The 13,002-nt window shown below is 54.1% G+C and carries 13 protein-coding genes; 9 read left to right on the forward strand and 4 right to left on the reverse strand.

From position 1 onward, the window contains the following. The 5 genes from FWJ25_RS17085 to FWJ25_RS17105 all read left to right on the forward strand — a co-directional run. The coding region (locus tag FWJ25_RS17085) for a type VI secretion system Vgr family protein (RefSeq protein ID WP_368732303.1) at nt 1–791 on the forward strand (791 nt) is incomplete at its 5' end. Further along, nucleotides 791–1,660, forward strand: a complete 870-nt coding sequence (locus tag FWJ25_RS17090) for a DUF4123 domain-containing protein (protein WP_149601479.1) — start codon at nt 791–793, stop codon at nt 1,658–1,660. The genes FWJ25_RS17085 and FWJ25_RS17090, both read left to right, overlap by 1 nt. Beyond that, nucleotides 1,653–4,514: a toxin VasX gene (locus tag FWJ25_RS17095; protein WP_149601480.1), complete on the forward strand. Its 2,862-nt coding sequence runs from the start codon at nt 1,653–1,655 to the stop codon at nt 4,512–4,514. Before FWJ25_RS17090 ends, FWJ25_RS17095 begins: the two co-directional genes overlap by 8 nt. Then, a complete protein-coding gene (locus FWJ25_RS17100) occupies nt 4,489–5,364 on the forward strand; it encodes a hypothetical protein (protein WP_149601481.1) in 876 nt (291 codons plus the stop codon). The genes FWJ25_RS17095 and FWJ25_RS17100 overlap by 26 nt, the downstream gene beginning before the upstream one ends. A gap of 184 nt (nt 5,365–5,548) precedes the next feature. Further along, on the forward strand, nt 5,549–6,625 hold the full coding sequence (locus FWJ25_RS17105; protein WP_149601482.1) for a hypothetical protein: 1,077 nt from the start codon (nt 5,549–5,551) through the stop codon (nt 6,623–6,625). A 39-nt stretch (nt 6,626–6,664) separates the two neighbouring features. On the opposite strand, the gene FWJ25_RS17110 is transcribed toward FWJ25_RS17105, so the two are convergent. Beyond that, entirely contained in the window at nt 6,665–7,570 is a 906-nt protein-coding gene (locus FWJ25_RS17110; RefSeq protein ID WP_149601483.1) for a DUF1853 family protein, read from the reverse strand. Nucleotides 7,571–7,649: 79 nt separating this feature from the next. Between FWJ25_RS17110 and FWJ25_RS17115 the strand changes: the two genes are divergently transcribed. Genes FWJ25_RS17115 through FWJ25_RS17125 form a run of 3 tightly spaced genes read left to right on the forward strand, consistent with a single transcriptional unit; the run spans nt 7,650 to nt 9,880 of the window. Beyond that, on the forward strand, nt 7,650–8,090 hold the full coding sequence (locus FWJ25_RS17115) for a VOC family protein (protein ID WP_149601484.1): 441 nt from the start codon (nt 7,650–7,652) through the stop codon (nt 8,088–8,090). Nucleotides 8,091–8,136: 46 nt separating this feature from the next. Next, nucleotides 8,137–9,519 (forward strand): hypothetical protein, encoded by a 1,383-nt coding sequence (locus FWJ25_RS17120; protein ID WP_149601485.1) that lies wholly within the window; start codon nt 8,137–8,139, stop codon nt 9,517–9,519. Further along, nucleotides 9,506–9,880: a hypothetical protein gene (locus FWJ25_RS17125; RefSeq protein ID WP_149601486.1), complete on the forward strand. Its 375-nt coding sequence runs from the start codon at nt 9,506–9,508 to the stop codon at nt 9,878–9,880. Before FWJ25_RS17120 ends, FWJ25_RS17125 begins: the two co-directional genes overlap by 14 nt. A 49-nt stretch (nt 9,881–9,929) precedes the next feature. Here the strand turns inward: FWJ25_RS17125 and FWJ25_RS20020 are convergent, their stop codons facing one another. Then, entirely contained in the window at nt 9,930–10,457 is a 528-nt protein-coding gene (locus tag FWJ25_RS20020) for a cold-shock protein (protein ID WP_149601487.1), read from the reverse strand. 159 nt (nt 10,458–10,616) lie between these two features. On the opposite strand from FWJ25_RS20020, the gene FWJ25_RS17135 reads away from it, so the two are divergent. Next, nucleotides 10,617–10,835 carry a SlyX family protein gene (locus FWJ25_RS17135; protein ID WP_149601488.1) on the forward strand — a complete coding sequence of 73 codons (219 nt, stop codon included), beginning with the start codon at nt 10,617–10,619 and terminating at the stop codon, nt 10,833–10,835. Nucleotides 10,836–10,846: 11 nt separating this feature from the next. On the opposite strand, the gene dapE is transcribed toward FWJ25_RS17135, so the two are convergent. Together dapE and dapD are read right to left on the reverse strand one after the other, a co-directional pair. Next, entirely contained in the window at nt 10,847–11,983 is a 1,137-nt protein-coding gene (gene dapE / locus FWJ25_RS17140; protein ID WP_149601489.1) for a succinyl-diaminopimelate desuccinylase, read from the reverse strand. Further along, entirely contained in the window at nt 11,970–12,998 is a 1,029-nt protein-coding gene (gene dapD, locus FWJ25_RS17145; RefSeq protein ID WP_149601490.1) for a 2,3,4,5-tetrahydropyridine-2,6-dicarboxylate N-succinyltransferase, read from the reverse strand. The genes dapE and dapD overlap by 14 nt, the downstream gene beginning before the upstream one ends. Between the last annotated feature and the right edge of the window lie 4 nt (nt 12,999–13,002).

Raw genomic sequence — 13,002 nt, forward strand, 5'->3', positions numbered from 1 at the left:
TCGGCCACGAAGTGATTGTCTCCTTCCTGGATGGCGACCCGGACCAGCCGATCATCACCGGCCGGACCTACCACGCCACCAACACACCGCCGTACGCGCTGCCGGAACACAAAACCCGGACCACCCTGAAAACCCAGACCCACAAGGGCGAAGGCAGTAACGAACTGCGGTTCGAGGACGAAGCGGACCAGGAACAGATTTACGTGCACGCCCAGAAAGATCTGGACCTGCTGACGGAAAATAATCGCACCGAAGTGATCAAAAACGAAAGCCACCTGACGGTGGAGAACCACGAATTCAGCCGGATTCAGGCAAACGATCACTGCACAACGGATGGCGAGAAACGTGTGTCTGTCGGCGCAGACTGCAGCCAGATTATCGGTGGCACCCTGCACCAGAAAACCGGCTCAGTCATGGCCAGCGAAGCGGGCACCGAAGTTCACCACAAGGCTGGCGCCAAAGTGGTTCTGGATGCGGGTGCGGAACTCACGATTGCTGGCGGTGGAAGCTTCATCAAGTTGGACCCCAGCGGTGTGACCCTGAGTGGCCCGGGCATCAAGATTAACTCCGGGGGAAGTCCGGGGAGTGGTAGCGGGCAGGGGGCGAGTGGGGCGGAGTTGCCAGCGATATTCAGTCGGTCTGTTCCAGCAGATGTTCGCGCGGACGAACTCCCAGAAGTCTCGCAACGGCCGATGGCGACACCCGATCAAATTAGAGCATTAAAGAGCGCCGCCAGTCAGGGGAAAGGACTTTGCCAAATATGTGCGGGTAATGCTGAGGGTAGTGCGTAATGGTCGCAGTTCCACAAATCCGGGGCAAAGGGGAGACTTTTATACTGGTTGATGGGGCGAAAGTAGACGCCTTGCCCCAGTATATTTACCGGGAGGAATTGTCTCCCGAATGCGATGCGCTCTATCGGCGGACAGAATTGGAGTCTCTTGTTGAGATTTCTCCGTGGCTGGTGAAGGCAGAATTTGATGGGCCGATTTCCAGAAAGTGCTTTGTGGATAGGATGCACGATGGTGTGGCGATTGCAGTAACGTCGGAGGCTGGATTTGATGCCTTGCTCGAGCACTTCCGAAGTTTGTTGATTGCACAAACAACCACTGGTGAAGACGCGATTTTCCGATTTTATGATCCAGAAATCCTCAGGAATCTCCTGTCGGCTGGCAATTTGGCTGATGACGTCAGACGCTTGTTAGGACCGTGCAGCTCGGTTGCCATTCAGGATCGGGGCAATGGACACTGGGAGTATTTCCCGAATGATGCACACCCGACATCTTATCAAACAGCATTGTTCGTCATCAGGGAAGAACACTTGGTTGCCATGGAACAGGGGGCCGAAAGAACTGCGTTAAGAAATCTGGAAGCGCACACGGCTACCTATTTTCCTCATCTTCTGAGTAACGGTGAAGACGAGCAGGAAGCAGGAGGTTCTGCGGTGGCACGGTTGATTAAAGCTGCCAACGGGAAAGGGCTGTGGAGTACGAGGGACGTAGCTCTTTTCATCAATACAATTGGCTGGCTTGGAGCTGATGCATTTGAGGATGCTGAAGTCTGCAATTTATGGCGTAGCAGTTCCGTACAGCCGGGTAAAGCCATCGCACAAATAGCGGAATACGCAGAGAAGAAGTCAATGGAGGGACTGAATCATGGGTAGTGCCAACAGCGCAGCATTCCTGCAGGGGCGGGATGACATAAACTCCGCCGTGCAGGTGTGTCCCCTACAGCAAAAAACGGTCGCTCTCTATCCTACTCGGTGGGCTATCAGTCAGGAGCCAGTCACACTGCCCGACAATTTTTTCCCGCCCTCGGTAGCTCTGGATAAAACTCACTACTGTGTTCGAAAGCTGACCACGGGGTGGGTTTATCTGTATTCAGAGGCATTCGCCACACTCCATGAATATCGAGTGGATGAGCAGGGCGCCATCACTGAGGTGCTTCCTGGAAATCGTTGTGAACTGTTACCGGATGTCGATGCTGACTCAGCTTTACCCTGCATTCACCACCCGGCAATTGGAACGGTGTTTTTAAAATTTGTACGCCACCGATGGACTGTTCGTTTGCAGGAACTGATCCGTGTAGATGCTGTTGTCAGGGCGGGTTACATGCAGGCTTTCGAGTTGGATGGTCTTCCGGAAACCGGCGAAGGGGTGAATATTGCTGAAACGGAGATTGCGAATCAGGTAGTAGAGGACTTTCGCCCCGAGCCGATAGAGTTCAATTGGAGTCTGACGGACTTCGCCCAAGGTATTGAAGAACCGGATTTTAATGGCATTTGCAAGAAGGCGACGGAGTTCTCCTATTGCGTCGCACTGGATGATGAGATCGGGATAACGTCTGAGTTGGGGCAACTGCATGCGCTCTATGTAAACCTCATCCAGAATCATGCTGAAGAGAATGCTTATGCCTACACCACCGCACAGATGGTGGATGCGCTGATCGCCCAGGAATCGGCGAAAAACGAGGACGAAGACGACCGGAAAGAGGTCGCCGACAAACTGAAAGAGCGGATTCGTGCTTCCGACAAGGAGGCGTTTGTTGAGCGTTACCACAAACAAATTGAAGAATATGACCAGGCCCGCTCCCAGGTATTTGACGACTGGAAGAAGTGGGTCGATTCCAACCAACTGGCCAGTAAGTTGCAGTTCAACGACCTATACAGTGCCGATGGTTTTCAGGCGGTTGAGCAAGAGCTCGCAGATATTCTGGATGGCTATGTCTCAGCTGAGAAAGGCAGGGAAGATGCCAAGGCATGGCTAGAGCCGAGTAATGGCTCCAGTGTCGTGGGGGCTGTGTTAAAGAGCGTTTTGTTTTTGGTGACCTCTACCAACAAGATAACTGAGAAGCTTAAAGACCTACCCGATTTTGATTACGGCAGTCTGAAGATTGTCGATAGCATGTACGACATGCCTGGCTATGTGACCGCCACGCTCGCTACTGACACTTTGCTATTGGAGTTTGCCGCACCTGCAGCAGATATGGGAGGCTGGGCCGCCAATCCCCAAACCCGGCCTCAGTGGAAAAAGTGGATCAAGCGTGTCTCGAAACGCTATGAAATTGATATCCACGAACATGGCATGACGTTGGACGATGCGACAGAGTTCCTGCTGAAAGCTAATCGCGAAGCCCTGGCTGGCGTCTCAGGGTACGATCTCACCGAGCTCTCGATGACCCCCCTTGCAGCTGGACTGATGGAAGCCAATATCAGAAATCGCCTGCGCGATAGCCTGATAGACGTCTTCCACCTCGACCCGAACCTTCGGGATAACCCATTTGGCTGGCTTCACACCAGGCTTGATCCTGTTGTCGAAGGTATAAAGCAGAATAGGGGCAGGTTCATTGGTGCGGTGACCCTCTTCCAGGCGTTTAATTTGGTGAGCTTGTTCAGTGGCCTGAAAGAGACTCAGCAAGACGTCATGATGTCCGATCGTCAGGCCGCGCTCGATAGGTGGCTGCCGTTTATGGATGGCCTCTGGAATCTAGCTGAAGGGGTGGTCAACCTTAGTGGATTGCTGATCCGGTCGGAGTATGCCAAGGCGTTGGGTGTGGATTTGGCCGCGGCTGGGACTAGAGTATCGGTGATATTCAATGGGACCCGAGCAGTTGAGGCGATATCTAAGGGTACGAAAATTATCTCAAAAGTAGCTGTCAAGTATCTCCCCTTCGTCGGGCCGCTGCTGGCGATAGGTCTTGAGGGAAGAGCTGGTTGGCGGGCCTGGCATACAGGTCATAATATGGCGGTGGCTTTGGCTGCAGTACAGATAGGTCTGACCATTGGTATTGGTTACCTGACCGCTTTGGCAGTAGCAGGGACTGTCGTTGGCGCCCCGGTCGTGCTTGTGGGGGCGGTATTAGTGGTAATTTCTATAACAGTTACTGCTATCCAGCTATACATCGCCCGCTCGCGAATTGAGGATTTCCTGTCGCAGTCCTTTTGGGGCAATGCTCCCTATCTGCGTTACTGGGACGGCCAAAGGAGACCCCGGGCAATGGAGCTTCTGGAGACGAGTAAGGCGATTGTCTCTTCGGATAAAGGGATAGGTATAAGGAGCTACTTCGAGGCAGAGGTGGACGCGTTCTACTACCTGCTGTTCTCTCCGGTGGTGCGGATTAATGACTTTGTGGCCAGTCACTGGGAAACAACCCGACAGGGAGAGCTGAAGGTGCTGTCGGAATTCACCAGCTTCGCTGTGCATTTCCCCGGTTTTGACGAGGGGACCTGCACAGTGTCGATCCAACTCTACGAAGCCAGCCGGCATTTTTTCACCAGCAACGATGTGAATGACATATCAGATGTGTTCGATGCTAGGCAAAAAGTTGAGGCCTCACCTCAGGGGGCGACGTATCGCTTCACTCATTTTAACCATGAGAAGTACGAGCAACTTGAACTGCTGATCGAATACGTGAAGGATGGCCGCAAAGTTACGGGGGATGAAGGCTTGCGCATCATTCTGGATGGAACCGACGTAGAGGAGCTGGGTGTGGATGAGCGACTCACCTTTGAACTGTGATTTGCCGGTAACAGACATCGAACAACAACTGGAAAAACGCTGGTATCGGACCCATGGCGAACGACTTGCTAGCCCTCCTGCGCGAAAGGTGGCGGGGGCGCCCGATTCTTCAGAGGATATGAGCTACGGTATTGCGTATATCAATGACCGGTTTATGGATATCCGGACAGCTTTTTTGATTTTCCGGCGTTTCCAGTTGGTTGTCATAAATTTGTTCATGATTGCGGCCCTGTCGCTTATGTGGGTGGTTGGCCAGTTTTACTACGGGGTATTCGCGGCGTCGGCTGCGCTGTTCGTACCCCTATGGGCAGCGGTTTACCTTTTCGAGATTTTCTTCCCGCTCACGCTGCCGGTGAGAGTCGACCGACAAGAGGGTTTTGTGTACGTGGGGCACCGGGGGACCTTCTACCGGATACCTTGGGATGAGCTGGAGGTGAGTTTTTCCCATAACCTGCAGTATTTGGGCTCCGGTGTGATGTGGGAACGACAGTATTATTCACACCTCTATCTCCGCGACAAATATTACTTTTGTGGGAAAGCCCCTAAAAGACCTCTGCAACGCAAGAAGATATCGTCTGGATTTAACGAAGATGATATGTACCGGAAATGGAATTTTATCGTTAGATACTATAACGAAGGCTTTGTGGAAGAGGATAAGGGCAATTTGGTCACTACGAATTATGACTCATATATTAAACACGTAGGCTTTAAGTCTTTGAGGGTCTTCCTGATAGATCACTTCGTTTTTGTTATTTTTATGCCTACGTTTATTTGGTGGAAATTTAGTCCCTTCAAGTTCAAATGGCCAAAAGAAATCGAAGCCGTTTTTGGCAAGATCAACTACTACTGATAATGCGGAAGTAACTCAGCGCCATGGCAGGAGGCGCATCATTCTGGATGGAAATGACGTAGCGGAACTGGGTGTTAATGAGCTGCAGCCAATCTAGGCGATCTGCGTCTGGTAGGCGCAGCGGGCCCATATGGAGTATGAGGCCTAGTCTGCAAACATGTGCTGTATTTACAAGGAACGTGAGATGGTTGAACCCCAGGAAGTAGAAGGGTTTTCGGCAAGTGCCTTTCGGGCAAATGGAATCGGCCCCTTGCCGGAATCCCCGAGGAAACGGGTCCGTACCGGTGAAGAGCTACAGCCTGTAGGTTCCTATGCAGGTATCATCCCCTATCTGGGTACGATTCAGGATGTCGAGGTGCTTCAGGATCAAGAGAAGACCGATCCTGAGTTCAAGTCCAAGGACTGGTGGTGGGATCACCAGCGGATTCGGTTTCTGAATGGAAAGTTAGGTTTAAAGTTTCTGGTCCTATTCATACCAATGACATGGATCCTCGTTCTATGGCTCGGAGGACCTGCAGCCATGATCTGGGCGACTGGTGAGGTCGAGTTGGTAAGGGAAGTTCCCGGCTTGCTGCTGGGCATTTTCATCATTCTTTTTACCCTAGCGTGGTTTGTGTTTGCAGTGTGGGCAACTCCCTTCACGACCAACTGGCTCATGAGTACCGGCATCGGGTTCCTTCTCAAGCCCTTCGAGAAGACCATCAACAAGAAGCTAGACGACACGCTGGAAGACGGCTGTAGCGAGTTCAACCGTGTCACCGGACAGGTTCGAATTGCCCAAGGGGGTGGCCGGTATTTCGAGGCGCCGTTTGTGGAGTTCGACGCTTACGTGGATCGGGTGATCCAGCAAGGTGGCATCTTCTACCGGCTGATTCTGGTGCATCGCTATACCCAAAAGTGCTTTCACAACACCGCGTTCAGTAGCATTGAATCCAGTAAGTTTGAGGTGCTGGCGCTTTGGGATGTTCTCCAGCAATACATGGACGTGAGTCAGCCATTGCCCGATACACCCCGGCTGGAGCCATTCCGGCACCTGGACCCGGTGACCGCCGAGCACGACAAGAAGACCGGGCGCAATCCCCGGTACTGGCGTGACCTGGATCTGGAAGCCTGGAAAGAGGGTGAGGGTTGGAATGAAGTGCATCGTCGGCAGTGTGAATATCCATGGGGGCAGCGAGAGTGCAAACTCACTCCGAAACTGGGTCAGATTGACATGGCGACCTATCGGAAGCAACGCCCGGCGACAGCGGCTCCGATATAGCCGGTTAGTCATTATCCGCGAACAGTGTTTGCTCTGGAGCTATCGTTTATCTGGCCAGCAGGAGGGGACTATAAAGTAACGTTCAACTTCGCACCATTGGTGGAATCGTTCACTGAAAGCCAGCTGTGCGAATAACCTGGGGATCTGGTCTTGCTCGATTTTACCAAGTGCGTTGTCTGCTGCGTCAGACAATGGCAAGTGTTGCTGCAGCCATGGCCCGATCCAATGAGGTTTCAGGAGCTGAACCCAGTGGGAGGTATCGATTTCCTTTGTGTCGCTGGCATATGTCCAGCGGCCTCTCAGGTGATTCTCGGGACAGCCTGACGGAGAGGAGAGAACGGGGTTCAGGGGGTAGAACAGGTAACCCGGCATAAATACGCGTGCGGTCAGTGGCGAATCAATTCTGTGAGATTGCAGCAGGGCCCGGGTTTGAGGCTCCCGGGTTCTCTGGCTTTGATGGTGAAGCAGTCGGTCGCTTTTCAGGTCCAGTCGGTCACGGGCGTTGGGACCATACCAGAGAGGGGGCATGTCTCTCTCCGAAACACCCAGGTAATACTTGATCGCGATCTCGTGATGCTCGATACGATCATCGCTGGTGTTGTGGACGACGAAGTCGAGCTCTCCCAGCGTTTTTCCCGCAGCCTGGATCTGGATGTTCTTCAGCAGAACTTTCCAGCCGAGAAGGTCGGTGAGAAGCACGTTGTACAAGTGTTCAAAATAGAACCCGAGCCGGCGTGGTGGCGGTTCAAGCAGGCTTGCGGGGGCATGTTGCGGGTTCTGGTCCCAGTCGAGCAACGTTTCGCGGTAGTTTGCAGGCAGATAGTCAAGTGGTCGAAAACTCAGCTCGGAGTTTATGAGCTGAGGGGCGTCACAGAGCCAGGCGAGGTGTCGAATCACCGGGGTATGAAATGCCATCAGGTTTCGGTTTTTGTCGGATAGTTCCATGCCCCCAGAATACCTTAAACTGAGCAGGTGGTGAGGGACGTTATCCCTCCAGTCTGTTACCTGGTTTTGAGGAGCTGTTATGGAATACCTTCATACGATGATTCGGGTCAGCAACCTGGATGAAACTCTGCATTTCTTCTGCGATCTTCTGGGTATGAAGGAAATCAGCCGAAAGAGCAGTGAAAAGGGGCGGTTTACGCTGGTTTTTCTTGCAGCTCCGGGAGATGAAGAGCGTGCCCGGGAGGATAAGGCTCCGATGGTTGAGCTGACCTACAACTGGGATCCAGAGGAATATACCGGAGGCCGGAATTTTGGGCACCTGGCCTATCGCGTTGATGACATCTACGAGCTTTGTGAACACTTGCAGTCCAATGGTGTAACCATCAATCGCCCGCCGAGGGATGGGTACATGGCTTTTATCCGGACTCCGGATAACATTTCGATCGAATTGTTGCAGAAAGGCGACGCACTGCCGCCCAAGGAGCCCTGGGCCAGCATGGAGAATACCGGAAGCTGGTAACAAGGCTTCTCACAAGGAACCAACAAAATACTATATGGAGTAGATCATGGAGGAATGGCAAGGATGCCTGGCTCCCCGCTGTCAAACGGCCCTGGTGAGTGCAAGGGACGATGTTGAACGACGGGGTGGTTGTGTCGTTACCGTCGAGGATTATCTTCTCGCACTTCTGGACAGCTGCGCATCAATCGGTGCTTTCCTGCGAGGCTGCGGCATCGATATGGACGAGCTGACCCGCACGATCCAGTGTGAACAGCCCATCGTGACAGAAGTGGGCGGGGAAGGGTTACTTTCATCCCAGTTGATATACTGGTTTGCCACTGCCCGGCAGATCAATGATGAGCCGTGGCTCGATTGGCCTCTGCTGTTGGAGGTATTGGCCCGGAAAGCTGAACGGCTGCAGAGCAAGGCTTATGTCGCCGTTCTGGAGCTGGTGCAGCGCTGGCCCGGTAACTCCGAAGTGGAAGTGTCCAAAGGCATTGAAGAACATGGCGATGCCCCTATTGTCGTCACGGACTCTGCCTGGCTGGAATTGGCGGAAGAAGTGGGTGTCACCTTATCTGCTAACCCTTCAGCGTTTGTCTGGCTCCGCGGAGAGCGTGGGTCCGGAAAATCGTGCTGGTTGCATAGCCTGTTGTCCGTACTCAATCTCGAGTCGTTGGAACTGGATTTGCGCAGAGAGGCGGAGGTTCTGGACAGTGATCTGGCGGTTGTTCCTTCGGGGCAAGACACGCCTCAATGGCCGGTGCTGATTCTGGACAATACCTCTCCTGCTGATCTGATGGCGTTGATGGAACGTCCTTCAAGTGTTGCTGCTGAACTGGTTTCTTCATGGCAGGGGCCGATGTTGTTGATCGGTCCGGAAAGTCGTGATGGAGAAGAGCGTCTGCTGTCCCATTGGCTTGGGAGAAGCTTCGAGGTGTACAACATGCCGCTGAGCAGTCCGGGGCAGCGCAAGGCGATCCTGGCTGCACACCAGGGTGCGATTGAAAAGCGCTGGAATGTGCAGTTGCCCCAGTCGGTTGTTCAATACGCTGCTACCCGACGGAGCCGTTGTGTCTCGACACCAGGGGGTATGCTCCAGTGGGTTGAAAGGGCAGCGGCCCGGCTCGACATGCTGGCCCGGCTAGGCCCGGCTGAAACGATCGCTCTGGCGGGGCGGGAAGATACCCTGAACCGGCAAAAGCTGGTAGCCCTTGCCAGGGGTGAGTCTTTTGTGGCCCTTGATGAGTCCATGGATGGGTTACGTCTGGAACAGGCTGCCGCTGATGTTGCCTGGCATGAGCGTAGGTTGGGCAACGGGTTGCGCCGCTTGTCGACAGAAGATTTACGTCGGGAACTGGAACGATGGGTTGCAGCCCGCCCCGGCCCGGTTCACTATGTGCTGCATCAAGAACAACAGGATGGAGACCCCATAGGTGCAGGATCTTGAAATATATGTCCGTGATCTCGAAGCCGGTGCTGTGTCAGCCTGGCTGGAAAATCACGTCGATGAGTTGGCGCTGGATGATGGCGACGTGTCTTCTGTCGTCAAAGGAAGTGCCCTTTACGAAGGTGTCCGGCTAAGGGTTTCGCTGTACCCAGGGGCTTTCGGTAAACGTTTCACGTCTCTGGTTATCGAGGGTGAGAAACTGCCCTGGAATGCTGACCTTGACTGCGCCAGAAGCGCATGGCGAGCAATGGACACGGAAATCCGGTGCAGCCCGGGAGAGTGGCAGGAAGGTCAGCCTGTTGAGGAAGAAAAATGGTGGCGCCTGGACCACCGGGGCGAACAGCAGGTCGTCTGGAACTAAAAAAGGCAGCCCGAGGGCTGCCTTTTAACTGCTTTACTGCGCGCTGGGATCAGTCGCTCAGGATGGATACGTTGTCTGCCTGAAGGCCCTTGTCGGCTTCCACAACATCGAAACGAACCAGTTGGCCCTGGCGGAGAACGCGACGGCCACGACCACGGATGGCGCGGAAGTGAACAAATACTTCATCGCCGCTCTCGCGTACGATAAAGCCAAACCCTTTCTTGACGTTGAACCACTTTACAGTGCCTTCTTCATTGCCTTCCGGACTGTTTTCGTCATAGTCGCCGTCGTCCTCATCGTCGTCCATCTGAGGGCGGGACTGGGCGCGGTTGCCTGAGCTACGGGTAGCCTGTTGTTTGCTGGCAAGTGTCACTGCCAGGAAACCGGCTATGGCGAACAGAACCAGTGTGATGATGTATGCAGCAATACCACCGGTACTTCCCAGAGCTTCAATAACCTCACCGGCTGCAATCAGGCGTAGCGGTTCTGGTGTCGATGTCAGAATAAACGCCAGGATCAGCGGAGCAGGAATGGCGATCAGAATGGCGACAAGGATCGCTTTGGCTGGATTACGCATTTACAGAAACTTCTCCATTTTATTAACGCTAACGATAACGAACCGGATATCAGGTAAACTCACGACTCCGGCCTGTGAACACCGCCAACTCCCGAAAAAGGGAGGCCGTGGCGGTAAAAGCGGCATATTACCAGATTACATTGAGTGCTGACCAAACCCATGACACAGAAAGACCTCGAAATCAGACTGGATGAGCTCGAAATGCGCATGGCATTCCAGGATGATCTCATCAATACCCTGAGCGAACAGGTAGCGAAGCAGGAGCTGGAGTTGAGGGAACTATGGGAAGCGAAGAGGTTGCTGCACAAGCAACTGAAGGAAGTATCCCCTTCCAATATCAGGCGAGAGGAGGACGAAACGCCTCCCCCTCACTACTGATACCGGCTGGATCAGGCGAGCAGTTCCACCAGGATCTGCTCGTAGATGTCCGAAAGTGTATCCAGGTCTTTTGCCTTCACGCATTCATCCACTTTGTGAATGGTTGCGTTGATCGGTCCGAGTTCCACAACCTGCGCGCCCGTTGGGGCAATGAATCGCCCGTCAGAGGTACCGCCTGACGTTGAAAGCTCGGTTTCCCGCCCCGTGACAGTGCGAATGGCGCTCTGACTTGCGGAGACCAAAGCGCCCTTATCCGTCAGGAACGGACGTCCGCTGAGATGCCATTGGAGGTCATACTTGAGGTTATGGCGATCCAGAATGGCCACCACCCGTTCTTCCAGGCTTTCTGCCGTGTTCTCTGTGCAATAGCGGAAGTTGAAGTGCACCGTGCACTCACCAGGGATGATATTGCTGCCGGTCCCGGCTTCCACTTTGGTTATCTGGAAGGTGGTCGGCGGGAAGAAATCATTCCCGTTGTCCCAGAACTCTTTGGCCAGTGCATCAAGCGCGGGAGCTACAGTATGTACAGGGTTCTCTGCCAGGTGAGGGTAGGCCACATGGCCCTGAATGCCTTTGACCGTCAGGTAGCCGTGCAGTGAGCCCCGGCGACCATTCTTGATCACGTCACCTACTTCATGGGTACTCGAAGGTTCGCCGATCAGGCACCAGTCAATCTTTTCGTTGCGAGCCTCGAGGGTTTCCACAACTTTGACAGTTCCATCCTGCGCAGGACCTTCTTCATCACTGGTGATCAGAAGCGCAATCGATCCCCGATGATTCGGGTGATTGGCCACAAAGCGCTCGCAGGCTGTGACGAAGGCGGCAAGGCTGCCTTTCATGTCAGCCGCGCCACGGCCATAAAGATAGCCTTCCTGAATCACCGGATCGAAAGGCGGGTGAGCCCAGTTCTTTTCCGGTCCGGTAGGAACGACATCGGTGTGGCCTGCAAACGCCAGTACCGGCCCCTCTGAGCCCTTGCGGGCCCAGAGGTTGTCAGTGTCGCCAAACCGAAGGTTCTCGCCGTTGAAACCGAGAGGGGCCAGCCTGGACATCATCAGTTCCTGGCATCCGGCGTCATCGGGTGTAACCGATGGGCGACGGATCAGATCAATGGCGAGATCAATGGTTTTCGAATCAGTTGTTTGCATGCAGCTCTTCGTTCAGCTCGATGGCGGATTTGTTGGTCTTGCACTCTACCGCGCCAGTCTGGCTGTTACGACGGAACAGCAGGTCTGGCTGGTTGGCAAGATCGCGGGCTTTGATGACTTCAACCAGCTCGTTGTTGTCGTCCAGCAGAGCGACTTTGGTGCCAGCAGTGATGTACAGGCCGGCTTCAACTTTGCAGCGGTCGCCGAGAGGGATACCGATACCGGCGTTAGCACCGATCAGGCAGTTTTCGCCAACAGCGATGATGATGTTGCCGCCGCCAGACAGGGTGCCCATAGTGGAGCAACCACCGCCAAGATCGGAACCCTTGCCAACCATAACGCCAGCAGAGATACGGCCTTCGATCATGCTCGTGCCTTCGGTGCCGGCGTTGAAGTTGATGAAACCTTCGTGCATGACCGTAGTGCCTTCACCCACGTAGGCGCCCAGACGTACCCGGGCTGTATCAGCAATGCGAACGCCTTTGGGAACCACGTAGTCAGTCATTTGCGGGAACTTGTCTACAGACTTTACTTCCAGAGTACGGCCTTCGAGCCTTGCCTGCAGTTGGCGTTCCGGGAGTTCATTCAGATCGACGGCGCCTTCGTTGGTCCAGGCCAGGTTAGGCAGCAGGCCAAAAATGCCATCAAGTTTCAGACCGTGAGGTTTGGCCATGCGGTGAGAAATCAGGTGCAGCTTGAGGTAAACCTCGGGAGTACTGGACGCTGTATCGTCGGTTTCCAGTACAGTCACCACGACCGGTCGGGTGCTTTCCGCAGCTTTATCCGCCAGCGCGGCCTGATTATTCTGGCCAGTCTGACGCAGGGCAGTTGCGAGTTGGCTCAGTTGCTCGGATGATGCGCTGATACCCTGGTTTCCGCCCTGATAACCCAGGATATTCTGAACCACCTCTAGCAGGGTGTTGTCGGGTGTCATAACCGGCTGCTGGTAAAACACTTCCAGCCATTCGCCCTGGTTGTTCTGGGTGCCGATGCCGATACCGAATGCAAAGCTCATCAGG

This window comes from Marinobacter salinexigens (genome assembly GCF_008370345.1).
GTDB classification, from domain to species: Bacteria; Pseudomonadota; Gammaproteobacteria; order Pseudomonadales; family Oleiphilaceae; genus Marinobacter; species Marinobacter salinexigens.